This window comes from Rhodococcus aetherivorans (assembly GCF_025722975.1).
In the GTDB taxonomy this organism is placed as follows: domain Bacteria; phylum Actinomycetota; class Actinomycetes; order Mycobacteriales; family Mycobacteriaceae; genus Rhodococcus; species Rhodococcus aetherivorans.
The window spans coordinates 316,240-343,209 of the sequence record NZ_CP106982.1; the positions used below are offsets into that span (position 1 = coordinate 316,240).

Annotated in this window: 25 protein-coding genes; 14 read left to right on the plus strand and 11 right to left on the minus strand. The window is 68.7% G+C overall.

Annotated features, from left to right (window positions below; translation table 11 throughout):
• Nucleotide 1: 1 nt before the first annotated feature.
• On the minus strand, nucleotides 2-673 hold the full coding sequence (locus OCS65_RS01470; protein ID WP_231772245.1) for an SDR family oxidoreductase: 672 nt from the start codon (nucleotides 671-673) through the stop codon (nucleotides 2-4).
• 9 nt (nucleotides 674-682) lie between these two features.
• On the minus strand, nucleotides 683-1,315 hold the full coding sequence (locus tag OCS65_RS01475; RefSeq protein WP_373566456.1) for a SanA/YdcF family protein: 633 nt from the start codon (nucleotides 1,313-1,315) through the stop codon (nucleotides 683-685).
• Nucleotides 1,316-1,384: 69 nt separating this feature from the next.
• Here OCS65_RS01475 and OCS65_RS01480 point away from each other — a divergent pair, with 69 nt between their 5' ends.
• Complete coding sequence (locus OCS65_RS01480) at nucleotides 1,385-2,413, plus strand: PHP domain-containing protein (RefSeq protein ID WP_006947543.1); 1,029 nt, start codon at nucleotides 1,385-1,387, stop codon at nucleotides 2,411-2,413.
• A 4-nt stretch (nucleotides 2,414-2,417) separates the two neighbouring features.
• Here OCS65_RS01480 and OCS65_RS01485 read toward each other — a convergent pair whose 3' ends face one another.
• Nucleotides 2,418-3,305, minus strand: a complete 888-nt coding sequence (locus OCS65_RS01485) for a spermidine synthase (RefSeq protein WP_043799140.1) — start codon at nucleotides 3,303-3,305, stop codon at nucleotides 2,418-2,420.
• On the opposite strand from OCS65_RS01485, the gene OCS65_RS01490 reads away from it, so the two are divergent.
• The 3 genes from OCS65_RS01490 to OCS65_RS01500 all read left to right on the plus strand — a co-directional run bounded on the left by OCS65_RS01490 (nucleotide 3,304) and on the right by OCS65_RS01500 (nucleotide 5,278).
• Entirely contained in the window at nucleotides 3,304-3,564 is a 261-nt protein-coding gene (locus OCS65_RS01490; protein ID WP_043799142.1) for a four helix bundle protein, read from the plus strand. The two genes, OCS65_RS01485 and OCS65_RS01490, sit on opposite strands and share 2 nt — an antisense overlap.
• 425 nt (nucleotides 3,565-3,989) lie before the next feature.
• A complete protein-coding gene (locus tag OCS65_RS01495) occupies nucleotides 3,990-4,817 on the plus strand; it encodes an alpha/beta fold hydrolase (protein ID WP_050036205.1) in 828 nt (275 codons plus the stop codon).
• Between the two features lie 86 nt (nucleotides 4,818-4,903).
• A complete protein-coding gene (locus tag OCS65_RS01500) occupies nucleotides 4,904-5,278 on the plus strand; it encodes a helix-turn-helix domain-containing protein (RefSeq protein WP_050036204.1) in 375 nt (124 codons plus the stop codon).
• 107 nt (nucleotides 5,279-5,385) lie between these two features.
• Here the strand turns inward: OCS65_RS01500 and OCS65_RS01505 are convergent, their stop codons facing one another.
• Nucleotides 5,386-6,048, minus strand: a complete 663-nt coding sequence (locus tag OCS65_RS01505) for a TetR/AcrR family transcriptional regulator (protein WP_029546761.1) — start codon at nucleotides 6,046-6,048, stop codon at nucleotides 5,386-5,388.
• A gap of 141 nt (nucleotides 6,049-6,189) precedes the next feature.
• Between OCS65_RS01505 and OCS65_RS01510 the strand changes: the two genes are divergently transcribed.
• From OCS65_RS01510 to mhpA, 5 genes are read left to right on the plus strand one after another with little or no spacing between them, the layout of a single operon-like run.
• Nucleotides 6,190-7,323 (plus strand): VOC family protein, encoded by a 1,134-nt coding sequence (locus tag OCS65_RS01510; protein WP_029546760.1) that lies wholly within the window; start codon nucleotides 6,190-6,192, stop codon nucleotides 7,321-7,323.
• Nucleotides 7,320-8,258 (plus strand): fumarylacetoacetate hydrolase family protein, encoded by a 939-nt coding sequence (locus OCS65_RS01515; protein WP_029546759.1) that lies wholly within the window; start codon nucleotides 7,320-7,322, stop codon nucleotides 8,256-8,258. The genes OCS65_RS01510 and OCS65_RS01515 overlap by 4 nt, the downstream gene beginning before the upstream one ends.
• Nucleotides 8,255-10,144 (plus strand): acyl-CoA synthetase, encoded by a 1,890-nt coding sequence (locus OCS65_RS01520; protein WP_029546758.1) that lies wholly within the window; start codon nucleotides 8,255-8,257, stop codon nucleotides 10,142-10,144. The genes OCS65_RS01515 and OCS65_RS01520 overlap by 4 nt, the downstream gene beginning before the upstream one ends.
• Complete coding sequence (locus OCS65_RS01525; protein WP_006947529.1) at nucleotides 10,141-10,497, plus strand: DoxX family protein; 357 nt, start codon at nucleotides 10,141-10,143, stop codon at nucleotides 10,495-10,497. Before OCS65_RS01520 ends, OCS65_RS01525 begins: the two co-directional genes overlap by 4 nt.
• Nucleotides 10,494-12,035, plus strand: a complete 1,542-nt coding sequence (mhpA, locus tag OCS65_RS01530; protein WP_231772246.1) for a bifunctional 3-(3-hydroxy-phenyl)propionate/3-hydroxycinnamic acid hydroxylase MhpA — start codon at nucleotides 10,494-10,496, stop codon at nucleotides 12,033-12,035. The genes OCS65_RS01525 and mhpA overlap by 4 nt, the downstream gene beginning before the upstream one ends.
• Before the next feature lie 748 nt (nucleotides 12,036-12,783).
• On the opposite strand, the gene OCS65_RS01535 is transcribed toward mhpA, so the two are convergent.
• Complete coding sequence (locus OCS65_RS01535) at nucleotides 12,784-13,026, minus strand: hypothetical protein (protein ID WP_231772952.1); 243 nt, start codon at nucleotides 13,024-13,026, stop codon at nucleotides 12,784-12,786.
• A gap of 483 nt (nucleotides 13,027-13,509) precedes the next feature.
• Between OCS65_RS01535 and OCS65_RS01540 the strand changes: the two genes are divergently transcribed.
• The 3 genes from OCS65_RS01540 (at nucleotide 13,510) to OCS65_RS01550 (ending at nucleotide 14,707) form a co-directional block, all read left to right on the plus strand.
• The gene (locus OCS65_RS01540) at nucleotides 13,510-13,995 is read left to right on the plus strand and encodes a hypothetical protein (protein ID WP_231772247.1); all 486 of its coding nucleotides are present in this window, start codon (nucleotides 13,510-13,512) and stop codon (nucleotides 13,993-13,995) included.
• On the plus strand, nucleotides 13,992-14,282 hold the full coding sequence (locus tag OCS65_RS01545; RefSeq protein ID WP_029546754.1) for a hypothetical protein: 291 nt from the start codon (nucleotides 13,992-13,994) through the stop codon (nucleotides 14,280-14,282). Before OCS65_RS01540 ends, OCS65_RS01545 begins: the two co-directional genes overlap by 4 nt.
• Before the next feature lie 137 nt (nucleotides 14,283-14,419).
• Nucleotides 14,420-14,707, plus strand: a complete 288-nt coding sequence (locus tag OCS65_RS01550) for a hypothetical protein (protein ID WP_006947522.1) — start codon at nucleotides 14,420-14,422, stop codon at nucleotides 14,705-14,707.
• Nucleotides 14,708-14,884: 177 nt separating this feature from the next.
• Here OCS65_RS01550 and OCS65_RS01555 read toward each other — a convergent pair whose 3' ends face one another.
• From OCS65_RS01555 to OCS65_RS01570, 4 genes are all read right to left on the minus strand, one after another.
• Nucleotides 14,885-16,120, minus strand: a complete 1,236-nt coding sequence (locus OCS65_RS01555; protein WP_029546753.1) for a fatty acid desaturase family protein — start codon at nucleotides 16,118-16,120, stop codon at nucleotides 14,885-14,887.
• Between the two features lie 256 nt (nucleotides 16,121-16,376).
• Nucleotides 16,377-16,604: a hypothetical protein gene (locus tag OCS65_RS01560; RefSeq protein ID WP_006947519.1), complete on the minus strand. Its 228-nt coding sequence runs from the start codon at nucleotides 16,602-16,604 to the stop codon at nucleotides 16,377-16,379.
• A 1-nt stretch (nucleotide 16,605) separates the two neighbouring features.
• Entirely contained in the window at nucleotides 16,606-18,336 is a 1,731-nt protein-coding gene (gene ctaD, locus OCS65_RS01565) for an aa3-type cytochrome oxidase subunit I (protein WP_029546752.1), read from the minus strand.
• Nucleotides 18,337-18,991: 655 nt separating this feature from the next.
• Nucleotides 18,992-20,101 carry an alcohol dehydrogenase catalytic domain-containing protein gene (locus OCS65_RS01570; RefSeq protein ID WP_029546751.1) on the minus strand — a complete coding sequence of 370 codons (1,110 nt, stop codon included), beginning with the start codon at nucleotides 20,099-20,101 and terminating at the stop codon, nucleotides 18,992-18,994.
• Nucleotides 20,102-20,315: 214 nt separating this feature from the next.
• Here OCS65_RS01570 and ggh point away from each other — a divergent pair, with 214 nt between their 5' ends.
• Nucleotides 20,316-21,653: a glucosylglycerate hydrolase gene (ggh, locus tag OCS65_RS01575; protein ID WP_006932115.1), complete on the plus strand. Its 1,338-nt coding sequence runs from the start codon at nucleotides 20,316-20,318 to the stop codon at nucleotides 21,651-21,653.
• A 46-nt stretch (nucleotides 21,654-21,699) separates the two neighbouring features.
• On the opposite strand, the gene OCS65_RS01580 is transcribed toward ggh, so the two are convergent.
• Both OCS65_RS01580 and OCS65_RS01585 read right to left on the minus strand, forming a co-directional pair.
• Complete coding sequence (locus OCS65_RS01580) at nucleotides 21,700-23,157, minus strand: catalase (RefSeq protein ID WP_029546750.1); 1,458 nt, start codon at nucleotides 23,155-23,157, stop codon at nucleotides 21,700-21,702.
• A gap of 118 nt (nucleotides 23,158-23,275) precedes the next feature.
• Nucleotides 23,276-25,093: a sigma-54-dependent Fis family transcriptional regulator gene (locus OCS65_RS01585; protein ID WP_029546749.1), complete on the minus strand. Its 1,818-nt coding sequence runs from the start codon at nucleotides 25,091-25,093 to the stop codon at nucleotides 23,276-23,278.
• A 164-nt stretch (nucleotides 25,094-25,257) separates the two neighbouring features.
• Here OCS65_RS01585 and OCS65_RS01590 point away from each other — a divergent pair, with 164 nt between their 5' ends.
• Nucleotides 25,258-26,889: a ferritin family protein gene (locus tag OCS65_RS01590; RefSeq protein WP_029546748.1), complete on the plus strand. Its 1,632-nt coding sequence runs from the start codon at nucleotides 25,258-25,260 to the stop codon at nucleotides 26,887-26,889.
• The last annotated feature ends 81 nt before the right edge of the window (nucleotides 26,890-26,970 follow it).

The following is a 26,970-nucleotide window of genomic DNA, read 5'->3' on the forward strand; positions in this document are numbered from 1 at the left end:
CTCAGCGGGGCCGCAGCACGATCTCCGTCGGGTGCGCGTCGGCCGGTGTCTGGACCGCCTGGCGCACTGCGCGCGCCACGGTCGACGCCTTCAGGAAGCGTTCCGGTTCGTAGGTCCGGCCCTCGCTCGCGACGATCGCACGCTGCATGTCGGTGTCGATCCGGCCAGGATGCACCGATGTCACCCGCAGCGCCGGCTCCTCCTGCCGCAGGACGTCGGAGAACGCGCGCAACGCGAACTTGCTGGCGGCGTACGCACCCCAGCCGGCCTTCGCGTTCAGCCCGGCCCCCGAGTTGAGCAGCACTACATGGCCGTTCGCGGCCCGCAGCGCCGGCAGGAGCAGACGCGTCAGCTCCACCACCGCCACCACGTTCGACTCGAACATCTCCCGCCACTGCGCGATTCCGCCGTCGGCGATCGTCCCGAGTTCGGCGAGGCCCGCGTTGTGCACCAGCACGTCCAACCGGTCGATGCTCGAGCAGGCCGTGGCCACCGCCTCGTGGTCGAGCAGGTCGACCGGCCACGGCGCCGCCTCCGGGATCTCCTCGCAGATCGCCCGGAGCGACTCCGCGCGCCGGCCCCCGAGCAGCAGGTCGTGGCTGGAGGCGAGTTCCCGGGCGATGGCGGCGCCGACGCCGCGGCCGCCACCGGTGATCAGGGCTGAAGGTCGCATGCGACGACCCTAGGTGAGGATCCCGGTCGACGCGCCGTCCGCGACCGACCCCACGCGCGGCGGCCGCGGAAAGTGCATCTCCACAAGCGCTTTCGGCCGCGACAGCAGATACTCGCGCAGCACGTTGCGCACCCGGGTGCGCAGCCGGCAGTCGCACCCGGCCACCACGCCGGCCATGTCGATCCCCGCGCGCCGCCCCAGCGCGACGGCCCGCGGAAGATGGAAGTCCTGGGTGGCGATCAGGGCCGTCGTCACGCCGTAGACCTGTGCGGCGCGATGGCAGGTGTCGTATGTGTCGAGCCCGTAGGGGTCGGTGGCGATCACTTCCCGTCGCACGCCGTGCGCCACCAGATAGCCGGTCATCGCCGCGATCTCGTCCCCGGACCGGCCCCCCGCGTCGCCCGAGACGAGCACGCTGCGGGCGCGGCCGTCCGCGAGCAGAGCGACGGCGACGTCGAGGCGCCCGCGCAGCATCGGCATGGGCCATCCGTTCCGGACCCGGGCACCCGGCACGATCACCACCGGCGCCGTCGGCGCGTCGGCGAGGGTGTACAGCCGCCCCGCCGCGGGCGCCGCAACCCGGGCCGAGACCCCGGCCAGCGCCAGCGTCCCTCCGGCCACCCCGATCGCGGTTCCGGTCACCGTCCGCCGCCACCTCGCATTTGTGCGCATGCGCCCCACGCTACGGACCGCCGTGGCGAGAATGGACGCATGGACCCGGTGGACGCCCTGCGGGAGGTCGCGTTCTGGCTCGAACGCGACCGGGCCGAGAGCTACCGCGTGAAGGCCTACCGCCACGCCGCCGACGTCGTCGCCCGGTTGAGCCCCGAGCAGCGCGCCGCCCGGCGCCGTACGGACAGCTGGACCGCCCTCGCCGGCGTCGGCCCGAAGACCGCCACCGTGATCCGGGAAGCCTTCGACGGGGTGCCCGCGTACCTGCAGCAGCTGCGCGCGGAGGCCGAGCCGATCGGCCGCGGCGGCGCGGAACTGCTGGAGGCCCTGCAGGGCGATCTCCACGTGCATTCGGACTGGTCGGACGGTGGCAGCCCGATCGCCGAGATGATGCGGACCGCCGCGGCACTCGGGCGCCGATACTGCGCGCTCACCGACCATTCCCCCCGGCTGAAGGTGGCCAACGGGCTCACGGCCGAGCGGTTGCGCACCCAGTTGGGGGTCGTCGCCGACCTCAACCGCGTCCTCGCGGACAGCGGCCGCCCCTTTCGCATTCTCACCGGGATCGAGGTGGACATCCTCGACGACGGCACCCTCGACCAGGACGAGGGTCTGCTCGCCGAACTCGACGTCGTGGTGGCGAGCGTGCACTCGAATCTGCGGGCCGACCGGGCGGTCATGACGAAGCGGATGCTGAAGGCGGTGCAGAACCCGCACGTCGACGTGCTCGGGCACTGCACGGGCCGGCTGGTGCAGGGTGGTCGCGGCACCCGCCCGGAGTCGCGGTTCGACGCCGAGGCGGTGTTCTCGGCGTGCCGCGACCACAGCACCGCGGTGGAGATCAACGCGCGCCCCGAGCGGCAGGACCCGCCCGAGCGGCTGATCGACCTCGCGCTGAATCTCGGTTGCCGCTTCGCGATCGACACCGACGCACACGCACCCGGACAGCTGGACTGGATCGGGTACGGCTGCGAACGGGCCGCCGAACGCGGGGTCGAGGCCGGGGACGTGATCAACACGTGGCCGGTCGAGGACCTGCTCGCCTGGACCGCCGGCCGGACGGGTTGACGGGTCAGCCGGTGGCCACCTCGTCGGCCGGGACCGTGGCCGGCGGGCGGCACTCGGCGTCGAGGAGGACGCGGGCGTCGGCGGCGAACCGGCGGACCTGTGCGTCGGTCCAGACCTGGGCGGGCACTCCCCCGCCGAGCAGGTCCCTGGCCAGGGCCGGGGACTGCCCGAGCGGTGCGTCGCTGCCGGCGATGACGATGTTGCCGTAGCGGCGGCCCTTGAGCATCGCCGGATCCGCGATGATCGCGGTGTGCTCGAAGATGCTGCCGATGGTGGCCGCCTCCCGCCGGGCGGTGGTCAGATCCCGGGTGTCACCACAGTTGACGACGTAGACGCCGCCCGCATCGAGCACCCGGCGGGCGTGCCGGGTGAACTCGACCGTGGTCAGCGCGACGGGCGTCCGGTTGATCGCGAAGACGTCGCGGACGATCACGTCGCGGGTCGCGTCGGTCAGCGAGGCGAGGACCGCCCGCGCCTCCCCCACCCGGATCCGCAGCAGCGGGGCACGGGGCAGGTCGAACCAGTCCCGGACGAGTTCGGCGAGCCGGCCGTCGATCTCGACCACCACCTGCCGCGCGTTCGGATAGGTGGCGGCGAGGTAGCGGGCCATGGAACAGGCCCCTCCGCCGAGGTGCAGCACGCGCAGCCGCTCGTCCCGGGGCCGCTGTGATTCGAGCAGTTGCGCGATCCACCGCATGTACTCGAATTCGAGCAGCGTGGGATCGGCGAGATCGATGTGGGAGCTGGGCACCCCGTTGACCTCGAGCACCCAGCCGTCCGGCAGGTACCGGTCCTTGACGAGCTCGCAGGTGCCGGTGTCGATGTCGTAGATGCCCTCGGCCGGACCGCGACCGGACCCCGGCGCGGCCCGACGCTCCCGCTGCCTGCCCATGACATCGAGGGTAGCCGGGCCGCGAGGGCCGTCGGGATCCGGTCTCCGGGCGCGCTCGGTCGGCGCGCTCCGAGGGTTCCTGGCCGAGGGAACCGAGCGCGCCTACGCGAAGGACTACCGACTGTTCTTCGGGTTGCTGTATCGGCGCGAGAAGTACTGGGACGAGACCGATTACGAGGAGATCTACGACGACGAGTTGTGGCGTCGGCGGTCGGTGGACAACTCGCGCCGCATCGGCGGCAGCACATGGGCGCGGTAGTTGTCTGTGTTCAAGCACGGGATTTGTTGTGCGACAGTGGTTTACAGCTGTATGGAGGTGGGGGACCGCTGCCACCGGACGGCGTGGGAGGACCGCCTCGACCGTCGCGTGAGGACCCGATCCGGGTGATCGGCGAAAGGGAACGCCCCCTCCCGCCGCCCACGGCGTGTCCCGCTCTGTGTCATCGGGTTCATGGTGCATCGCCGGTGTCGCGCGTGAGGGCCTACGTGAGCGCACGGAATGTCGGATATGTTGTCCGACAATGTCTCTGCGCAGCAGGGCTGCGGCTCGCCGACCGCCCCCCGTCCGGCGAGCCTGGTAGCTCTCTAGCTGATGTGAAGCTTGCAAGCAAGCACTCCGAGGGGCGACTGTCTCACAGTCGCGTTGCACTCCAGGCGCGGGGTCAACCGAGAGGCGGTCATCCCATGCAGAAGAAGACGCCGAGCGCTTCGACGCTGGAAGAACCACAGTTCATGAAGACGGCGGGGCTGCGTGTCCGCTACCGAGTCCGGGGCGACGGGCCGGCCCTGCTGATGATCAACGGTATCGGCCTCCCCCTGGAGTTCTGGCGTCCACTCGAGGCCCGGCTCGGGCGGTTTCGGACCATCACGGTCGACCCGCCGGGCTCGGGGCATTCCTCGGTCCCCCGCGGCCGCTTCGGCGTCCGCGAGCATGCGGGCGTCATAGATGATCTCCTCGAGCACCTCGGGATCGACTCGGCCGGCGTGCTCGGCCTGGCGTTCGGCGGGATGGTGGCGCAGGAGCTGGCGCGCCGGAGTCCCGGACGCGTCGAGAGGCTCGCGCTTGCCTCGACGAACTGCGGCCTGGGCGGCATGCCCAGCCCGCCGAGGGCGCTGACCGCCGTCTTCAACCCGGTGAGCTTCTACTCCCCGGCGTATTTCCGCAAGGTCGCCCCGCTGATCTACGGCGAGGGGATCGTCGACGATCCCGCGCTCCTCGACGAGCACCTCGAGATCCGCCGGGACTGCCGGCCGTCGTTGCGGGGCCATGTCGTCCAGCTCCGCGCGGCCTTCGAGTGGACCAGTCGACCGTGGCTGCGCCACCTGCCGATGCCCGTGCTCGTGATCGCGGGGAGCGACGATCGGCTCGTGCCGACCGTCAACGGCCGGATCATCGCCAAGGCCGTCCCTCACGGCCGCCTGGAGATCATCGACGGGGGCAGCCACCTGTGCGTGCTCCAGGAGACCGCCCGGGCGGCGCAGCTCATCGGGGACTTCCTCGATGAGGACTGAGCCGGCCGCGCCCTGCGATACTGCGCACGTGTTCCACGGGCTTCGAGCGTGTGTTCAGCCCCGAGCGTGTCAGTAAACTCGCGTGTATGAGGAGACCGTCGGCACAGCTCGGGGAAATCATCCGACGGCAGCGAGAATTCAACAAGTTCACCCTGCGGCAGTTCGCCGAGATGGCCGGGATCTCGAATCCGTACCTCTCGCAGATCGAGCGCGGACTGCGCGCCCCCTCGGCAACCGTCATCGATGCCATCGCACGCTCGCTGAACATCAGCGCCGACATTCTCTACGAGCAGGCCGGCTTTCCCGTGGGCGACCGCGAGGGCGACGACGCACGTGCACGAATCGAAGCCGCCCTCGAGGCCGACCCGGCCCTCGCGCCTCGACAGCGACGCGCCCTGATGGAGATCTACGACGCCATGGTGATGGCGGGTCCGGTTCCTCGCCCGCGCCGCCGCAGTTAGTCCTCGCCGCGTGATGCTCGGCAGTCGATCCGCACCAAGGATTCGAGGTTCCAGATCACGGCGGGTGGGATGCCGCGCCTGCCGACGATCCTGACGAAGCAGACGAGCTATGTGGCGGTTGCGGCTGGGGGCTGATAGTCGGCGTCGGGTAAGGGGCGTCGGCAGATTTCGTGGGCTTCGTCGGCCGAGACGCCGAACATGCGCAACAGGTCCTCGGTGACCTGGTCGGTGGCCTCCGCGTCGTCACGTTCGGGGTGGTCGTGCAGCAGTTGACCCAGGCATAGCGCGGCGCCTGCTGCGATTGTCATGGCCAGTTCGGGATCGCGCACGCTGAACCGGCCCGACCGGGCAGCTGCCTCGATGTCCCGGCGAGCTCTCGGCGCCAGGCCCTTGTCCGAGCCGATCAGACTCAGACCGTTGCTGAGCAGAACCTTGCTCAGCTCGGGATTCCTGCGATGGAGGCGTCCGGTCAGACGGAAGCTCTGCGCAAAGACCTGGGCGGGGTCGTCCAGATCTGCGGTCAGTTCGTCGAGCACCGCCCCATGGCGGTCGAGGGCCTCCTCCACGGCAGCGTGGAAGAGCTCCTCTTTGGTCTGGAAGTGGTTGTAGAAGGACCCCATCCCGACATCTGCGGCTTGGGTGATCTCGAGAATCGGGGCGGTCGGTTTCCCTGCCGCCATGAACGACTGGGCTGCGCGTACGAGTGCGGCGCGGGTGCGCGCCTTGCGCCGGTCCAGACGGTTCGGTGCATCGGTGTTCTGCTCGGTCATGCCTGCGTGCCCTTCTCTCTGATCCGTCCGACCTGGCCTTACCCTACGGCGCGTCATCAATTGTGACGAATTCCTCAAAAACTCTTGACTGACGATATCTTCGTAAGTGACGATATCGTCATAACTTGAAGGGAGTGGTCCATGAGTGTCCACCATGACCCGCATTCCGGACTGCACAGTGAGCAGGGCGCGCTGGCGGGCGAGCACCGGGGGAAGGCCGCCGAGCCGATCATCAAGGTGTTCGACCTCGCGTGGCTGGAGTTCGAGAAGCCCGACCTCGATCGGGCGGAGGCGTTCGCCCATGCCTTCGGTTTTGCGACGGCGCTCCGAACGGCGCACGAACTACAGTTGCGCGGCACAGACCCCGGTTCGCCCTGCGTGCTCATCCGCCGAGGCCCGCGTTCGCGGTTCGTCGGTCCCGCCTTCCGGGCAGCCGACTCGACCGACGTGCTGCGACTCGCGGACGCAGTCGGAGGTGCGGTCGTGCCCCTCCCCGAGAGCCTCGGCGGGATCGCTGTCGATCTCGTGGATCCAAGCGCTCTCGGAGTCCGCGTGGTGTCCGACACGTTCGAGTTGCCGGCGCTGGCCGCCCAGGCTCCGCTCCACTTCAATTTCGGACACGACCGCGGGCGGGTGAACGCCACCCAGCGGCCACCCCGCGCGCCGGCCACCGTGCAACGGCTCGGTCACGTCGTGCTCCAGACGACGAAGTACCTCGAAACGCTCAACTGGTACCTCGAGCACCTCGGACTGATCGTCAGCGACTTCCTCTACTACCCGGGGCAACGGGCCCGGGGCCCGATCATGAGCTTCATCCGCTGCGACCGGGGTGCCACGCCCACCGACCATCACACTCTCGCGATGGTTCTCGGCCCGGCCAACCGCTATGTGCATTCGGCATATCAGGTCGCCGACCTGGACTCCCTCGCGGCGGGAGGCGAGTACCTGCTCGACCGGGGCTACCGCCGGTCCTGGGGCATCGGCCGGCACATCCAGGGCAGCCAGATCTTCGACTACTGGCGCGACCCCGACGGATTCATGGTCGAGCACTTCAGCGACGGCGATCTCTTCGACAACACGCTCGAGGCGGGCTGGGCACCGATGACCGCGTCCGGACTGGCCCAGTGGGGGCCGCCCGCCACCAAGGACTTCCTCGGACTGAGCCCCGGTCGGGACTCACTCCAGGAACTGCGCGCCATCGCCCTCGCGCTGCGCGCCGACAACGAATTCGACCTCCACCGCCTACGCGGCCTTCTGAAAGTTGCCAGCTCATGACCATCTCTGTCCTCCGCACCGCCGACGCCTGGTGGGTCGTCACACCGACGGGTGCTGCCCGGGTAGACACCGAGGCCACCACCACCGCTCAACTGCTGGCCGACCGACCAGCCGTCGAGGCAGCGGCGTCCAGCGAGGGCACCGTGCCCGTCGAGACCCTCTCGTTGCTCTCCCCGGTCACCGCCCCCTGCCGTGTGGTCGCACAGATGACGAACTTCGCCTCGCACGTCAAGGACGCGGGGATGAACCCCGACACCATTCCGTTGACCTTCTTCCGAAAGGCATCCGGTTCGATCGGCGGTCCCCACGACGACGTGATCCGTCCTGCCCATGTCCGGCTACTGGACTACGAGGTGGAGATCGGGCTCGTCTTCGGGCGTGAACTCCCCGTCGGCACCACGATCACCGCAGACACTCTCGCCGATCACGTCGCCGGCCTGGTTGTCACCAACGACATCTCCGCGCGCGACGTCCAGCTTCCCAAAACGCAGTTCTACGAGGCCAAGTCGTACCCGACGTTCACCCCGGTCGGCCCCGCGCTCGTACTGCTCGATGCCGACGAACTGAAGCGGTTCACCGACCTGCGCCTGCGGCTCTGGGTCAACGGTGAGCCTCGCCAGAACATGACCGTTGCCGACATGATCTACCAGCCGGCCGAGACTCTGCAGGCGCTGACCCGGTTCCAACGCCTCGATGCCGGAGACCTGCTGCTGACCGGAACACCGGTCGGGACGGCGCTGAGCGCCCCACCGAAGCCGATCGAAATCCTCTCCTCTCTGCTGCCGCCGGCCGTCAAATGGAAGCTCTTCTTTGCGGGCCAGGCCCGGAATTCGAACTATCTGCAGGACGGCGACGTCATCGAAGCCACCGTCGCCACAGACGACGGGACGATCGACTTGGGGCGGCAGCGCACGGTGGTGAGGTACGCGCGATGACCACCGACCTGCTGTGGCCGCGGTACGCAGCGCCCACGGATGTGACGGCGATCGAGGCCGTGCCGCTGCGAGATCGGGGGCTTCCGGAGTCCACCTATGCCTTGCTCACCCGAGCGGCCCGCATGTGGCCGGACCGCCTCGCGCTCACCGTCCTCCCGGACGCCGCACGGTGGCGGGAGCCGTTGCAGCGCAGTTTCTCCGAACTACTCGACGATGTTCACCGCTACGCGAACCTGCTCCATCGTCTGGGCGTGCGGCGCCACGACCCGGTCGCCTTGATGGCGCCCAACTGCGCCGAACTGATCCCCGCGACTCTCGCCGCGCAGCTTGCCGGCATCGCTGCCCCCATCAACGCGGCACAGTCGCAGCAGCACATCGCTGAACTGTTACGCCGCTCAGGTGCCCGGGTACTCGTCGCGGCCGGTCCGGAACTTGCGGCCGACACATGGGAGGTCGCGCACGAGATTGCCGTGAGCGGAGGGGTGGATGCAGTGCTGGTCCTCAGGCCCACCGGTGCCGCCGGCGTCCCTGCGGACCTGCCCGAAGTCGACGGAGTGCGGATCGGCTATTTCGGTGCGCTGTCGGCCGACATCGACTCCTCCGGCTTCGCCGGTGATCCCCCCCGTGGGTTCGACATGGCGGCACTGTTTCACACCGGTGGTACCACCGGTGTTCCGAAGCTGGCCGCCCACACCCACGACAACGAGGTCGCCAATGCCTGGATGCTGGCCGCGAACTCGTTGTGGGACCAGGACTCCGTGGTATTCGCCGCCCTGCCGCTGTTCCATGTCAATGCCTTGATGGTCACGCTGTTGGCACCGCTGTTCAAGGGCCAGGGTGTGGTGTGGGCCGGCCCGCTCGGCTACCGCGACCCGGTACTGCTCAGCGAATTCTGGAAGATCGTCGAGCACTACCGCATCGCGTCGATGAGCGCGGTGCCCACCGTATACGCGGCCCTTGCGGAGCGCCCGGTCGACGCCGATATCAGTAGTCTGCGATTCGCCATGGTCGGAGCGTCGCCTCTGCCGACTGCGCTCGTCGAGAAGTTCCGGGAACACACGAGTGTGCCCCTTCTCGAAGGCTACGGCCTGACGGAGGCAACCTGCGCGAGTGCACGCAGCTTCACCGACGCCCCACGACCCGGCGCGGTGGGCCTACGGATGCCCTATCAGCAGGTCAAAGTGGTACGCGTCCGCGAAGACGGCAGCTGGGAAGACCTGCCCACCGGAACGACCGGCGTGCTGGCCATCAGCGGTCCGACGGTGTTCGCCGGCTACGCTGCCGCCCACGACGAACACGGACACGTGCTCGACGGTATGGGCAAACTGGTCGACGGGTGGCTCGATACCGGCGACCTGGCGCGCGTCGACAGCGACGGTTTCATCTACCTGGTCGGACGCGCGAAGGACGTCATCATCCGGGGCGGGCACAACATCGATCCAGCGGTCATCGAAGACGCCCTCCTGGCCCATCCGCAGGTCACCGCGGTCAGCGCGGTGGGACGACCCGATGCCCACGCGGGCGAAGTGCCCGTCGCGTACGTCACCGTTGCCGCAGACGCCGGCATCACCGAGGATGAGCTGCACGCCTGGGCGGGTGAGCGTGTCCCCGAACGGGCCGCGGCCCCCAGAACGGTGACCATCCTCCACGCCTTGCCTGTCACGGCGGTAGGCAAGCCCTACAAGCTCGCACTGCGCGCGGACGCGACACGGCGCGAGCTCGAGCAGGCCCTCGCCACCACCGCAGGGGTCGACAGCATCCATGCGTCCGTAGCGGACGGTTCGATTCTTGCCACTGTCGAGATCGACGGATCTGCCGGCGAACCGGCGGTCAAGGCGATCTTGGACCGATATGCAATCAATTGGAAGGTAATGGTGCGCAAATGATTACCGCATCCCTAGTTCTGGCGGTCTCGCTCGCAGTCCTCTACCTCCTGCTCGGCGTGAGCAAGATGGCGGCAACCTCGCCGATGCGGGAACGGGCAGCCCACGTCGGTATTTCCGTCAGCACGTATCGGGGTATCGGTGCGCTCGAGGTCGCCGGTGCAGCCGGTCTCCTGCTCGGCGGACTCGTGCCGGCGCTCGGCGCCGCGGCCGGCGTCGGGCTCCTGCTCCTGATGGCAGGGGCCGTCGTTACGCACGTACGCAACGGAGATGGATTGCGTGAGATGACGCCCGCCATCCTCGTCAGCGCGCTGATCCTCGCCTACCTCGTCGTCCTGTTCGGATCGATCCGATGAGCGAGCGGGTTGTCCCGGTCGTCATCGTCGGTGCCGGACCCACCGGACTGACCGCCGCCACGCTGCTTGCTCAGCACGGGGTCGAGTGCCTGGTACTCGAGCGCTGGGAGGGCGTCTATGCGCAGCCGCGGGCGGTCCACCTCGACGGTGAGATTCACCGGATCCTGGCGCACCTCGGGATCGCCGACGAGTTCGCGGCGATCTCCCGGCCGTGCCTCGGGTTGCGGCTCCTCGACCGGAACATGCGAATTCTCACCGAGTTCCACCGAGACCCCCGCCCGGGCGTACACGGCTACCCCGAGGCCAACATGTTCGATCAGCCGCAGTTCGAGGAGATCATGCGCGCCAATCTGGAACGGTACCCGGGGGCCTCTCTGCGCGGCGACGTCGAAGTAACCGGGCTGGCCCACGACAAGGCCGGCGGCATTCGCGTCGACTTCACCGACCGAAGCACCGGCGTGCACGAATCGGTACGGACCAGATACGTGTTGGGCTGCGACGGCGCCAACAGCATGGTCAGAGAACAGATTCAGGCAACGATGCGGGATCTGAAGTTCGAACAACGCTGGCTGGTTGTCGACGTCGCCACCACCGCAGACCTCGGCGAGTGGGAGGGCGTGCACCAGGTGTGCGACCCCGTGCGCGCGGCAACATACATGCGGATCGGAAAAACGCGCTACCGCTGGGAGTTCCGTCTGAATCCCGGTGAGAGCGCCGAGGACTATCGCGAAATGGCCCGACTGCATCCCCTCATCTCGCCATGGACAAGGAACACACCGGCCGAAGACCTGGAGCTGGTCCGTCTGGCCGAGTACACCTTTCGAGCCCGAATCGCGGACCGATGGCGCGACCGGCACGTGTTTCTGCTGGGCGACGCCGCCCATCTCACACCGCCCTTCATCGGACAGGGGATGGGGGCGGGGATGCGGGACGCGATGAACCTCGCCTGGAAACTTGCAGGCGTCCTCCGCGGGGATCTGCCTGAGAGCGCTCTGGACACCTACGAGATCGAACGCAAGCCCCACGCACTGGCGCTGATCCGGCGGGCCAAGTTCGTCGGAATGGCCATGACCGAGGGCGGCGAACTCGGTAATCTCATCCGCCGCGTCGCCCTACCGCTGTTGCACCGCGTGCCGGGCCTCAGCGACAAGATCATGGACAACGAGACCCCGGCTCTCCGCCGCTCCAGTCTCATCGAGCGACCCCGACTACGCAGAAGCCGAGCGGGCCGCCTGATCCCGAATCCGGTCCTCGACGAGGGTCGCCGATTCGCCGAGGTCGTCGCCGGCCGGTTCGCGGTGGTCACCTCCGTCTCCCCGACCCCGGAAGAACGCACCGCCATCGAACAACGGGGTGGCACAGTCCTGCTGGCCCGGCCGGATACCGATCTGCACCGCTGGCTACGCCGCGGCCGGGCGCGCGCTGTCATCGTCCGGCCCGACGGCACCGTCCTTCGTAGCGGCAACGAACTGTCCGCCCTCTGCGCCGCCCTGCCCCGCTTCCACACCGACCACTCGCCAACGTTCCTCACACAGTGAGCCACCCCTGACGGGTCTCCACTGCGCACGCGTGCGGATGCTCCGAGCTGCCGGCCGCCGAGTGCTCACGCCACGTCATCCTCGATTCCGACCCGATTCCCCCGCGCTTCGCCGACTCGGACCGGTGGTGTGGTTGTCGCGACAGGGATTGTCCGATAAGGACACTCCCCATCGGCGACCGACGGACCGCACCCGCGCGGGGGCGTGTGGCGGGTCCGTCGAGACCCCGGCGGATGTGGGTCGGTAGGGCCGTGCGGCGGTTCCGACCCTACGGTGCGGCCTCCGGTATGCGGGCTGTCGGCAGGTGGCTCGTGCCGGCAGTCGCGGAGGTTGAGGCGGCGAACTGTCAGCAGGACGAGGGTGGGGACGCCGATCAGCAACAGGACGGGGGCAAGAGCGTCGAACATCGGGATTCTCCGATCGGAGTGAGAGGTCACGCTCGCACGGGGTGGCGTGGACCGAGGCGAGACGGTTGCGGGTGTGGCAGACGACGGCATCGGCCACCGGCACACGTACCGGCGATGCCGGAACGTCCGGCGGACCGTGCACATCCCGGCCACCAGCAGCGGCAAAGCAACCGCGAGGAGCCAGGCACCGGCGGTGCCGGCCAGGACCGTACCCATACCACTGAGCAGTATCCGCATGCGCCACCCGTGCCCACGCGTGCACCATCAGTGCCGCACCATCGCCGTTTGGGCAAGGGTGAAATCGACGAACACGCCGATCGCGCACAGCGGCACGGGGGTGGTCATCCGACCGCGATCAGCAGCAGCACATCGTCGTCGGCCGGCGGGAATTGCCGTCGAGTCCGCTCTGCGGCCGGAGCCGGCGAGCTGTAGCGGACCACCGGGATCCCAGAAGGCGGCACCGGCGGGCGGCGGACATAGCGCAGCGGTGCCCGGGCCGTCGGCCGGTCCGAAGCGGTGTTGAGGTAGCGGATGACCAAGGCGGCTGTCACGAACGCCCCGAGGAGCATCCACGTGGTCAGCATGTCGCTCACGCGCACGTATCCTTCCTTCGCGTCGACGGGTTTCGACCACCAACGAGCATCGGCCCGCCCCGACCCGGCAGGGAAGACTCGCCGTCGGATCCTTGCGAAATCTCTACGCCTCCGGACCGAGGAGCCGCCGCCCCGTGCCCGTCACGGCGGGCAACAGCACACCGCGTTGTGGCCTGCGCCCCGATTCGCTTCTCCTGCATCGCTCGATCGAACCCGACCGCCGGCACGGGATGCGCTCCGATGCTCGAGTACTCCGATCTGCATGCCGAACGCTCCGAGCCTCCGACAGTCGCCCCCGTTCCGAGCGAGGGCGCCACGGGCCCCGCGAAGCTGGGTGATGAGTAAGCACCGCATCAAGCTTTCGGTCCAGAGCATAAGGAAAGCGTCAAGACGCATCCGTTTCGATCCTCGGCGGCGGTATGGGTGGAAGGACCCGCAACGGCGCGGGCCACCTGATCAAGGAGAAGGTCCGCAATGCTCGCCCATTGGCACCTGTTCGCCCGATCACGGCCGAAGCAGAACGTCTGGATCGACGTGTCCGAGTGCGCCGCGGACGTCGGCACGATCGATGCCGGCGTCGAGCGGGTGTTGCACCGACAGCACCTGCGCCTGGCGGGGATGTGCTGCGCACTCGAGACTCCCGGGGCCGGGGAACGCTGCCTGGACGCGTGTATCGACCGTGCGGTCGCCGCGATGGAACACATCCGGCGCCGCCACGGGGTGCTACTGAGTCAACTGGCGATCACCATCGCGGACGCGAGCATTCCTGCGGCTGCGGCATTGGAGCAACGCGAGGTGAGTGCCGTGATCGAGGACTGCCTTGATGCGGCCTGCGCCCGCTACCGTTACCCGCGCCCGACCGTGACCCTGCTGCTCCACACTGTTGCGAGCACTCCGACCGGCTCCTCGCACGCCAGCACACTCGACATGGTCCGCGACGCGACCCTCGAACTCTCATGATCATCGCATCCGTCCGCCCCGGCCCGGTGGGGCCAGCCGATGCCGAGGCTGCGGCCCGCCGTGCCGACCGGGCACAGGCTCAGCTCTTTCTCGGCGTGCTGGAGCGAGAGTTCGAGCAGGTCACAGTGCGGATCAACTTTGCTGAGCACTGCGCCGCCGATGAACAACGGCACGGCTTCGCGGTCAGTGCCCAACGATTCGAGGACGAAGCACGCAGACTGTGGGTCACCCTCGGTGAACTCCACCGTATGATCGCCGCCCTGCGTGCCCGGCAGACCCGGCCTTGACGCACGGACGCCGGTCACGGCATGCGCCGCGGCCGAGCCGAGACGCCCCTGCCCGGCGCACGGGTAGTGCGGCGAGATCCAGCGGTGCGAGGCACCATGGACGGACATGATCGCCTCGTCCTGAATGGGGAGCTGGTATGCCGCCACACCGTTCCACCGAGTCGCCGTTCCGCAACGGTGCGGGTAGCACCGCGCTTGTCGCGGGAATCACCGCCGCGGTGTTCGCCTTCGTTCCCCTCATCGGTGACCTGATCACGATTCCCGCCGGGCTGGCCGCGGTGGTCTGCGGCTGGGTCGGCCTGGACCGGGTCGACAAGGGCCTGGCAACGAACCATCGGGAGGCCCTCACCGGTGCCGTGCTCGGTACCGCGGCACTGTTCGTGGTGTTCGTCGTCTTCGCCGCAACCCACAGCGCCGGCGGATGACCATCGGCCCGCCCCCGGGACTCGGCGACCGTGGTGAGGTCGGTGCACCTGGTGCGCCGGGGTCCGGTGCAGGCGGGGGTGCGGCGCCACTGGTTCGGCGGGTGCGCGGCGATCATCTCGTCGCCCGTGCCCGGCTGTGAGTCCGCACGACGGCACTTCGAAACACCTACGCGTCGATCAGCGCATCCCCAGAAGTCGGCGCACGCCACGAATCCGGCGGTTCGCGCGGATCGTGGTGGCCAGTCCGCGCCGCCGGCCGGTGACGGGATCGACAACCGGCATCCCGCCGAAGCCGCGTTCGGATGCGGTCTCGGGGGCGGCGTCCGAAGTGTCTTTGAGGTACTTGTTCGGCAGCGACAGTTTCGCGATGGTGCGCCACGTCTTGAGGTACTGCACCGCGAGCGGACCGCTGGTGTAGGGCAGGTCGTATTTGCCGCACAATGCGCGCACCCGCACGGCGATCTCGGCATACCGGTTGGACGGCAGGTCCGGGAACAGGTGGTGCTCGATCTGATAGCTGAGGTTGCCCGTCATGAAATCCATCAACGGACCACCGGAGATATTGGCGCTGCCGAGCATCTGTCGCAGATACCAGCGGGCCTGGCTCTCGTTGTCGACGTCCGCCCTGGTGAACTTCTCCGCGCCGTCGGGAAAGTGCCCACAGAAGATCACCGCGTTGGTCCACAGATTACGGATCACGTTGGCAGTGATGTCGGCCGTCAGGGTGGACTTCCACGCCCTCCCGGTGAGGGCCGGGTACAACACGTAGTCCTTGCCGATCTGTCGGCCCACCTTCCGGCCCACCTCACGCAGCTTACGGCTGGTTTCGGCACGGTCGTCCCGGCCCCTGGCGACCTTGCCGAGTTCGAGGTGCTGGATGGCGACGCCGTATTGGAACAGCAGCGCTAGCAACGCGTTGTAGACGAGGTTGCCGGCGTTGAACGGCTTCCACCGTTGGTCCCGGGTGACCCGGATCAGGCCGAATCCCACGTCGTCGTCCATGCCCAGGATGTTGGTGTACTTGTGGTGCAGATAGTTGTGGGTCTGCTTCCAGTGCGCTGACGGGTCGGCGTTGTCCCATTCCCAACTCGCGGAGTGGATCTCGGGATCGTTCATCCAGTCCCACTGCCCGTGCATCACGTTGTGCCCGAGTTCCATGTTGTCGATGATCTTCGACACGCCGAGCAGACCCGTGCCGAGCAACCACAGCGGACGGCGCCGGCTGCCGAACAGGGTCACTCGCCCGGCGAGTTCGAGGCTGCGCTGCAACCTGATGGTGTTGCGGATGTATCGGGCGTCGCGTTCGCCGCGGGAGTCCTCGATGTCGCGACGGAGGGCATCGAGCTCTCGGCCGAGGGCCTCGACATCCGCGTCCGTCAGATGCGCGAATTCCTGAAGATCTGAGATGGCCATGCGACTACCCTAGCGTAAGTTACGACACCGTAAGTTACGGCACCGTAAGGATGTGGTGGCGGCCGGAGCCTCGCGTGCACACGCCGTGGCGCCGTACCCACGCTCCCGCAGGGGCGCGACGACATGCTCCACGGAATCTCCGCCTGGTGCCGGCACTGGTCGAACTGGCGCAGCGCCGGCCGGACCAGTGCCCGCGCGCCACCACACACCCCCCACATCAGACACTGTCGATGCAGTACTCAGCCCGGGCGGGACGTCAAGACCACCGGGTCGGCACGATCGTCCTCCGGCTGGTGGCACCGACCGCGACCGTGCCGGCGAGGGCCGCGACGATCAGCAGCACGGCCGGGGCCGGGGCCAGCCACCACGGGGACGCGAGCAGCACCGCCAGCACCAGCATCGCGATCAGCAGGGCCGTCGGGTCGGGGCGGGTGCGGGTCTCGCCGAGCGTCGTGTACCGGCGGAACCGGCGTCCGTCCTCCATGTCAGTGCTTCCCCTCGATCGCGCGAGCGGTCTGGGCGTGCGAACCCCAGCCCACGTGCGCCTCGGACCGCATTTTTTCGCTCATGTGCGGGTAGTGCAGCTCGAACGCCGGGCGCTCGGAGCGGATGCGCGGCAGCTCGGTGAAGTTGTGCCGCGGCGGCGGGCAGCTCGTCGCCCACTCGAGGGAGTTGCCGTAACCCCACGGGTCGTCGACGGTCACGACCTGGCCGTACCGGTAGCTCTTGAACACGTTCCACAGGAACGGCAGGGTCGAGGCGCCGAGCACGAAGGCACCGACGGTCGAGATGATGTTCAGGGTGGTGAACCCGTCCGAGGGCAGGTAGTCGGCGTAGCGGCGCGGCATGCCCTCGTTGCCCAGCCAGTGCTGCACCAGGAACGTGGTGTGGAAGCCGAGGAAGGTCAGCCAGAAGTGCCACTTGGCGAGACGCTCGTCGAGCATGCGCCCGGTCATCTTCGGGAACCAGAAGTAGACGCCGGCGTAGGTGGCGAAGGCGATGGTGCCGAACAGCACGTAGTGGAAGTGCGCCACGACGAAATAGGACTCGTGCAGCTGGAAGTCGAGCGGCGGGCTGGCGAGGATGACGCCGGACAGGCCGCCGAACAGGAAGGTGACGATGAAGCCGACCGAGAACAGCATCGGCGACTCGAACGTCAGCTGGCCCTTCCACATGGTGCCGATCCAGTTGAAGAACTTCACGCCGGTGGGCACCGCGATCAGGAACGTCATGAAGGAGAAGTACGGCAGCAGCACGGCGCCGGTGGCGTACATGTGGTGCGCCCACACCGCGATCGAGAGCGCCGCGATGGCCAGGGTCGCGTAGACCAGACCCGAGTAACCGAAGATCGGCTTGCGCGAGAACACCGGGAAGATCTCCGAGACGATGCCGAAGAACGGCAGCGCCAGCACATACACCTCTGGGTGACCGAAGAACCAGAACAGGTGCTGCCACAACATGACTCCGCCCGTTCCGGGGTCGAAGATGTGAGCGCCGAACTGGCGGTCGACGAACAGGGCGATCAGCGCCGCCGCGAGCAGCGGGAAGATCAGCAGGATCAGCAGCGAGGCGATGAAGGTGTTCCAGGTGAAGATCGGCATCCGGAACATGGTCATGCCGGGGGCGCGCAGGCACACGATGGTGGTGATGAGGTTGACCGCACCGAGGATCGTGCCGAGACCGCCGACGGTGAGTCCGAGGATCCACAGGTCGGCACCGACGCCGGGCGAGTGCAGCGAGTTCGTCAGCGGCACATACGCCGTCCACCCGAAGTCGGCCGCGCCTCCGGGGGTGAGGAAGCCGGTGGCGGCCATGAGCCCGCCGAAGACGTAGAGCCAGAAGCCCACCGCATTGAGTCGGGGAAAGGCCACGTCCGGAGCGCCGATCTGCAGCGGCAGCAGATAGTTGGCGAAGCCGAAGAACACCGGAGTCGCGTACAGCAGCAACATGATCGTGCCGTGCATGGTGAACAGCTGGTTGTACTGCTCGTTGGACAGGAACTGCAGGCCGGGCACGGCGAGCTCACCACGGATGAGCAGCGCCATGAGGCCGCCGATGAGGAACCACGCGAAGGCCGCCACGATGTACATCACGCCGATGACCTTGTGGTCGGTGGAGGTGACGACCGTGAGGATCGTCGAGCCCTTCGGGCGGCGGGTCGGAGGATACGGCCGCTGCGCGTCCGGCCTCCTCAGTATCGGCGCGACATCAACCATGACCACGACTCCTGACTTCGGCCCCACCGTCGTCCGGGTGGGGCATCGAGCTCCGACCTGCTGCCGCGAGAGGGTGGATCCGCGTCCTCCCGTTCGGCCGACGAGACGGCGGCGCAGGCGTTCGTCCCGGAACGGAGCGGAGCCGTCGACCGTCGGCGCGCTGACTCTTGCACCGTGGCATCGGCATCGGCAATGAGACGTGGAGCACGTCCGCGGGGCGGCGAAGGCCCGGCGGCGGGTGTCGGCAACGGCCGCTGTGCCCGGACAGACGGGACGGGCGCGGGAGCCGAGGCGGTAGTCGATCGGGTCGAAAGGTACTGATCAACAGGTTGTTCCACAGGTGTGGACATGCTCGCGCGCAGGCGAGCCGGGCGGTGCGGGCACCGACCGCACACCGGCGGGACCGGGAGCGCTCCCTCGACTCTGTCGCCGTCGGCGGGACCGAGGACTCGGAGAAAGGGCCCAAAGTCTCCCGCCGACTGTGCCCATCGGCCGGAGCACTCCGGCGCCCAGCGAGGGACCGAGTGGCCGGGTCGGCCGGGCACCTCGTCCCGTGCCGCTCGACGGGTCGCTCGGCCGTCCGGAAAACCACTTCCCGCAAGATATCCGGTCCGGGACCTTGGTCCCGGACCGACCGGCACCCGGCCTCTTACCGTCAGTCGTCGAACATGATGACCTGACGCACGGCCAGCCCGTCGGCGAGCTGGTCCATGGCCTCGTTGATGCGCGACAGGGGGATCCGTGCGGAGATCAGTTCCTCCACCGGGAGCCGGCCCTCCCGCCACATCCGCGCGTACTGGGGGATGTCGCGGCGCGGCACGGCCGAACCGAGGTAGCTGCCGACGATCGTGCGTGCCTCCGCGGTCACCGTCAACGGGGAGATCGCCGCCGTCGCGGCCGGCGCGGGCAGGCCGACCGTCACGGTCGTGCCGCCGGGCGCCGTGAGACCGAACGCGGTCTCGAACGCCCGTGCACTGCCGGCACACTCGATGACGTACCGGGCCTTGACGCCCCGCTCGACCGCCTCGGCCGGCGTGTAGGTTTCGTGTGCTCCCAGCTCGCGGGCGCGGGTGAGCTTGTCGTCGAGGGTGTCGATCGCGACGATGCGCGAGACGCCCTGCGCGACGGCCGTGAGGAGGGCGGCCATGCCGACCCCGCCGAGGCCGACGATCGCGACGCTGTCCTGCGGCCGCGGCCGGGCCGCATTGAGAACGGCGCCCCCGCCGGTGAGCACGGCACAGCCGAGCACCGCGGCGACGTCGGGCGGCACGTCGTCGTCGACCGCGACGGCCGACGCGCGGTCGATCACCGCGTGCGTCGCGAAACCCGAGACCCCGAGGTGGTGGTGCACCGGGTGGCCGTCGCGGTGCAGGCGACGGCCGCCGTGCAGCAGTTCCCCGGCGTTGTTGGTGGCGGACCCGGTCGTGCAGGGCAGCCGGCCGTCCTCCGCGCAGCTGTCGCACGCCTCGCATCTCGGCAGGAACGACATGACCACCCGCTGCCCCACCCGGAAGTCGTCGACGGAGGAGCCCACCTCGACGATGCGGCCGGCCGCCTCGTGCCCGAGCAGCATCGGTACGGGGCGGACCCGGTTGCCGTCCACGACGCTCAGATCGGAGTGGCACACCCCGGCCGCCTCGATCTTTACCAGCAGCTCGGTCGGTCCCGGCGCGTCGAGCTCGAGTTCGGACACGTTGATCGGTTTCGACTCGGCGAACGGCCGCGGCCGGCCGATCTCCTCCAGGACTGCGCCGGTGATCCTCATCTGCCGATACTCCTCGGGTCCGCGGGACGGTTTCCGGATCCCACCGTAGGTCTCGTGCGGGAAGGTTGGTGGGCGTCGGCACCGATCGATGCGCCGTTTCGGACAGAAACAACGGTCGGGACGCGTGAAGATGTCCGATTTCCGGCACCCCGCGACGGGCGGTCCACCTGCCCCTCGGCGCGCGCCCACGCCGGGACGGTCGCACAATGATGCGATGCCGGACCGCGGATTCACCCACACCCAGCTCGCCGCGCGGGCTGCCTACCTGCTGCGCGGTAACGACCTCGGCACGATGACCAGTGCCGCCCCGAAGCTGTATCCGCACATGTGGAGCTGGGACGCGGCGTTCGTCGCGGTGGGGCTGGCCCCGTTGAGCGTCGAGCGGGCCGTCGTCGAACTCGACACCCTGCTCTCGGCGCAGTGGCGCAACGGCATGATCCCGCACATCGTGTTCGCGAGCGGGGTGGACGGTTACTTTCCGGGTCCGGCGCGCTGGGCCTGTACCGATCTCGCCGCCGCCGCGCCACTGGGCCCGCAGACGTCGGGCATCACCCAGCCGCCCGTGCACGCCATCGCGGTGCAGCGCATCCTCGACCACAGCCGCCGGCACGGCCGCAGCACCCGCGCCGTCGCCGAGGAGTTCCTCGACCGCCGCTGGCCCGACCTGGTGCGCTGGCACCGGTGGCTGGCCCGCGCCCGGGACCTCGACGGCAACGGCCGCATCGCGCTCTACCACGGCTGGGAATCGGGCATGGACAACTCGCCCCGGTGGGACGCGGCCTACGCGAACGTCGTCGCCGGCGCGGTGCCGACGTTCCGGCGCGAGGACCTCGCCCACGTCGGCGACCCGAGTCAGCGGCCGACGGACGCCGAGTACGCCCGCTACCTGTGGCTGCTCGAGGAGATGAAGGAAGTGCGCTACGACGACGACGCCCTGGCCACGGCCATGAGCTTCGCCGTCGAGGACGTGTTCGTCAGTGCCGTGTTCGCGCTCGCGTGCGACGTGCTCGCCGTCATCGGGGAGGAGCATTCGCGTCCGAACGCCGACGTCCGCGAGCTGCACGAGTACGCCGACCGGTTCCGCCGCGGCGTGCTCGACACCACCGATCCGCGCACCGGCGCCGCCAAGGACTTCGACCTGCGCAGCGGCCGCTGGATGGCCACCGACACGCTCGCGATGTTCGCGCCGTTGTTGTGCGGTGGCCTGCCCCGCGGCACCGAACGGGCCCTGCTGCGCACCTTCGAGGGCCCGAAGTTCTGCGGCCACCCCGACCTGCGCTACGCGGTGCCGCCGTCCACCTCCCCCGTCTCCCGGGATTTCCGTCCGCGCGAGTACTGGCGCGGGCCGGTGTGGCCGGTGATGACGTGGCTGTTCTCGTGGACGTTCGCCCGCCGCGGGTGGGCGGAGCGCGCTCACCTGCTGCGAGCGGAGGGTCTGCGGCAGGCCAGCGACGGCTCGTTCGCCGAGTACTACGAGCCGTTCACCGGCGAGCCGCTCGGCAGCATGCAGCAGTCGTGGACCGCCGCCGCGGTACTGGACTGGCTGGGGTGAGGCGGTGTCCCCCGCACCCGCACGGGGCCGGGGGACACCACGGGACTCACAGCGCGCCGAGTGCCTCGCAGGCCTTGCGAACTCCCTCGCCGTAGGCCGGATCGGCCTGGGTGCAGTTGGCGATGTGCCGCTCGATCGTCGCCGCCGATGCCCCTGTGATGGCACGCGCGGTGTTCTCGAACAGCACGGTCTGCTGCTCGGCGGACATGCCGCGGAACAGGATTCCCGGCTGCTCGAAATAGTTCTCGTCGTCCGCCCGATGGTCGAACCGGTCCGCGACCGCGCCCACCGCGAGCGGCGGTTCGGCGTACTCGGGCTGCTCCCGGAAGCGGCCGTACGAGTTCGGTTCGATGCTCGGGACGCTGCCCTGGTTGCCGTCCACGCGCATCGCGCCGTCGCGGTGGAAGGAGTTCACGTGCGCGGCGGCCCGGGGGCAGTTCACCGGGATCTGGTGGTGGTTCACGCCGAGCCGGTAGCGCGCGGCGTCCCCGTACGAGAACAGCCGGCCTTGGAGCATCCGGTCGGGTGAGAACCCGATGCCGGGAACGATGTTCGCCGGGGAGAAGGCGGCCTGTTCGACGTCGGCGTGGTAGTTGTCCGGATTGCGGTTCAGTTCCAGCTCGCCGACCTCGATGAGCGGGTAGTCCTTCTTGGACCACACCTTGGTCAGGTCGAAGGGGTGGTACCGGTACGCCGCCGCGTCGGCCTCGGGCATGATCTGCACGTACAGTGTCCACTTCGGGTGGTTGCCGGATTCGATCGCCTCGTACAGGTCCCGCTGGGCGGATTCGCGGTCGCCGGCGATCACGGCCGCGGCCTCCTCGTCGGTGAGGTTCCTGATGCCCTGCTGGGTGCGGAAGTGGAACTTCACCCACGAACGGGTGCCCTCGGCATCGACGAACGAGAAGGTGTGCGAGCCGAATCCGTGCATGTGCCGGTACCCGTCGGGGATGCCGCGGTCGGACATGACGATCGTGACCTGGTGCAGTGCCTCCGGCAGGTTGGTCCAGAAGTCCCAGTTGTTCTCGGGATCGCGAAGATTGGTCCGGGGGTCCCGCTTCACGGCGTGATTGAGGTCGGGGAACTTGAGCGGGTCGCGGAAGAAGAACACCGGCGTGTTGTTGCCGACGACGTCCCAGTTGCCCTCCTCGGTGTAGAAGCGGACGGCGAAGCCGCGGATGTCGCGTTCGGCGTCGGCGGCACCGCGCTCCCCCGCGACCGTGGAGAACCGGACGAACACCTCGGTCTGCTTGCCCACGGCGGAGAACACTGCGGCCCTGGTGTGCCGGGTGATGTCGTGCGTGACGCGGAAGGTGCCGAATGCTCCGGAACCCTTTGCATGCATCCGTCGTTCGGGGATGACCTCGCGGTCGAAGTGCGCGAGCTTCTCGAGGAACCACACGTCCTGGAGCAGCATGGGTCCGCGCGCCCCGGCCGTGAGACTGTTCTGGTTGTCCGGCACCGGCGCGCCGGCGGCGGTGGTGAGTCCGTTGTGGTCGGTCATCGATCACTCCTGTCTGGTCACCCCAGGCTGGCGGGGCGAACGTCTCTGCGCTCAGCAGTGTTTCCTGAGGAGCGGTGTCCCGGTGTCTCAATTTGACACGGGCACTTGATATTCGGAATCAGAGGGTGATGCCGAACTCGCGGATCTTGCGGTAGATCGTCGCCCGCGACATGCCGAGCGCCTTCGCGGCCGCCGCCTTGTCGCCTCCGTGCAGGGCCAGTGCGTCCACGATCGCGTCCCGCTCGAGGGACTCGAGCCGGGTCAGGTTCCGGCGGGTCGTCGCCCGGCACTCGGCGGGCAGGTCGCCGATCTCGACGGTCCCCGAGCGGCGGCGCCGGCAGGTCTCCTCGAGGACGCTGCGCAGGTGGGTCACGTTCCCCTGCCACGACAGTCGCATGAGCTGGTTCGCCGCGGCCGGCGAGAGCGTGAGGTCGGTGGCGCCGGCGGCGTCGAGGAGGAAGCGCACCAGCTCGGGGACGTCCTCGAGATGATGGCGCAGCGGGGGAACGGAGAGCGTCTTCGGAAAGAGTCGGAGCAGGGAGTGGGTGTCGCTCTCCTCCTGCGGGGGTTGCATGGTCAGCGCCACCCACGGGTCGTCCGGAAGGGTGTCCGGCGTGACGGTCTGCAGGAGCTGGCCGAGACCGGCGAGATCGTCGTCGCCGAGCGCATGGGCGTGCAGCACCGCCAGGTCGGAGCCGCCCTCGAGCGTAGCCGACGCCTGCTCCAGCAGCTCCCCGCCGTCGACCGCGGCCGCGTCGAGCACCGCGAGGCCGCGGTCGCTCCGGACGTGCTCGTGCGCGGCCCGGATCAGCGCGGTCTTGCCGACTCCGGGCTCGCCGTCGAGCACGAGCCATTCCCGTCGCCGGCAGGCCTCGACGACGCCGTGGACGGTGTGCTGCCACTGCGCGCTGCGACCGGCCAGCGCGCGCAACGCCGGCTGCTTCGCGGCGCGCGGGCTCCGGGTCCGGGCGAGTTGCTCCTTGATCCGCACGACCCCGCCCGCGAGCCTGTCCTCGACGAAGGTCGGCTGGTAGGACAGCCGCGCCGTGATCCCGCTCGGCAGGTCGGCGAGCATCGTGAACGGTTCGGCCCGCCCGCGGGCGTCGCGGGTCCGGTCGATGATCGCGGCCTGGTCGCGTGAGTCGAACTGCTGCTGGGTCTGGGCGTTCATCATCAGGACCTCGTCGCCGACGGCGATGACCGGGCGACCCGAATGCTGGCAGGCCGCGTGGTAGTCGTGCAGGAGGGCCCGGTCCAGTTCGTTGGCCTCCTCGAGGATCCGTTCCCTGATGCGGGTGGCGGCCAGCTTGGCGAAGGACAACAGCAGCGAGTTCGTGTTCTCGGTCTTGGTGGTCAGGTCCACGACGCCGAGGAGTGTCCCGGTGATCGGGTGCGTCACCAGGGCCCCGGCGCAGGAGAACAACCGCAGGTGCCCGCTGTAGTGCTCGTCCCCCCGGATCAGCAGGGGTGCACCGACCTCGAGCGCGGTCCCGATGCCGTTGGTCCCCACCTGGGACTCGGCGTAGCGGAAGCCGGGAGCGAGGTCGACCCGGTCCAGGGCGGTCAGCAGGCCGCGGTCGCCGCCGTAGCGGCTGAGCACGGTGCCCTTGGCGTCGGTGAGGATCAGGGACACCGGCTCGTTCTCGATCTCCGCCGACAGCGCGGACAGCACCGGGCGGGCCGCGCGGGTGAGGACGGTGTCGACCGGGAGCGGTTCGACGTAGCCGGCGCTCGGGCGGTCCACGTCGACCTTCGCCGCCCGAGACCGCAGCCACGAGACCCGCAGCCAGTTCCGGACCCGGCGGTCGCCGGGATCGTCCGCGGCCTGATCGGCCGAGTGGAACGCCTCGCGTGCCTCCCGGAGTGACGTGTGGTCCTGGGAACTGCTTCGGCTGAATTCACCCACCTCGGTCTCCCGGTCGTCTGGAGTTGTCACGGGGACATTCTCATCGGGCCCTGCGTCCACAAGGGTAATTGTGCCGAATGTGACCTGCGTCTCACATTGAGACAGATCGGGGTGGCGCCCGCGGGTTGTATCTGCATCCACACCCCACCGTCCACGGCTGGCACCGAGCCGGCTCCCGATCCAGGAGGCGCACATTGAGTAGGCAGAGCCTGACCAAGGCCCATGCGAAGATCACCGAGCTGTCGTGGGAACCGACGTTCGCGACGCCGGCCACCCGCTTCGGCACCGACTACACGTTCGAGAAGGCCCCCAAGAAGGACCCTCTCAAGCAGATCATGCGGTCCTACTTCCCCATGGAGGAGGAGAAGGACAACCGGGTCTACGGCGCGATGGACGGCGCCATCCGCGGGAACATGTTCCGGCAGGTCCAGCAGCGCTGGCTGGAGTGGCAGAAGCTGTTCCTCTCGATCATCCCGTTCCCGGAGATCTCGGCGGCCCGCGCGATGCCGATGGCCATCGACGCGGTGCCCAACCCCGAGATCCACAACGGGCTCGCCGTGCAGATGATCGACGAGGTTCGTCACTCGACGATCCAGATGAACCTCAAGAAGCTCTACATGAACAACTACATCGACCCCGCCGGGTTCGACATGACCGAGAAGGCGTTCGCGAACAACTACGCGGGCACCATCGGCCGGCAGTTCGGGGAGGGCTTCATCACCGGTGACGCGATCACCGCGGCCAACATCTACCTGACCGTGGTCGCGGAGACGGCCTTCACGAACACCCTGTTCGTGGCGATGCCCGACGAGGCGGCCGCCAACGGCGACTACCTGCTGCCCACCGTGTTCCATTCGGTGCAGTCCGACGAGTCGCGGCACATCTCCAACGGCTACTCGATCCTGCTCATGGCGCTGGCCGACGAGCGGAACCGGCCGCTGCTCGAGCGGGACCTGCGCTACGCGTGGTGGAACAACCACTGCGTGGTCGACGCCGCGATCGGCACCTTCATCGAGTACGGCACCAAGGACCGCCGCAAGGATCGCGAGAGCTACGCCGAGATGTGGCGGCGGTGGATCTACGACGACTACTACCGCAGCTACCTCATCCCGCTCGAGAAGTACGGGCTGACCATTCCGCACGACCTCGTCGAGGAGGCGTGGAAGCGCATCACCGAGAAGGGCTACGTCCACGAGGTGGCCCGGTTCTTCGCGACGGGCTGGCCGGTGAACTACTGGCGGATCGACGCCATGACCGACGCGGACTTCGAGTGGTTCGAGCACAAGTACCCGGGCTGGTATTCCAAGTACGGCAAGTGGTGGGAGAACTACAACCGCCTCGCCTACCCCGGCCGCAACAAGCCGATCGCGTTCGAGGAGGTGGGATACCAGTACCCGCACCGCTGCTGGACGTGCATGGTGCCCGCCCTCATCCGCGAGGACATGGTCGTGGAGAAGGTGGACGACCAGTGGCGGACCTACTGCTCGGAGACCTGCTACTGGACCGACGCCGTCGCGTTCCGCAGCGAGTACGAGGGACGTCCCACCCCGAACATGGGCCGCCTCACCGGTTTCCGTGAATGGGAGACCCTGCACCACGACAAGGATCTCGCCGACATCGTGCAGGACCTCGGGTACGTGCGCGACGACGGCAAGACCCTCGTCGGTCAGCCGCACCTCGACCTCGACCCGAAGAAGATGTGGACCCTCGACGACGTGCGGGGCAACACCTTCCAGAGCCCGAACGTGTTGCTGAACCAGATGTCCGACGCAGAACGCGACGCCCACATCGCCGCGTACCGCGCCGGCGGCGCAGTTCCTGCCTGATTCAGGCTCGGTGGGTGGCGCCGCGGCCACTCCGGCGCCACCCACCGCCTCACCATTCATTCCACGAGCCCAGGAGACACC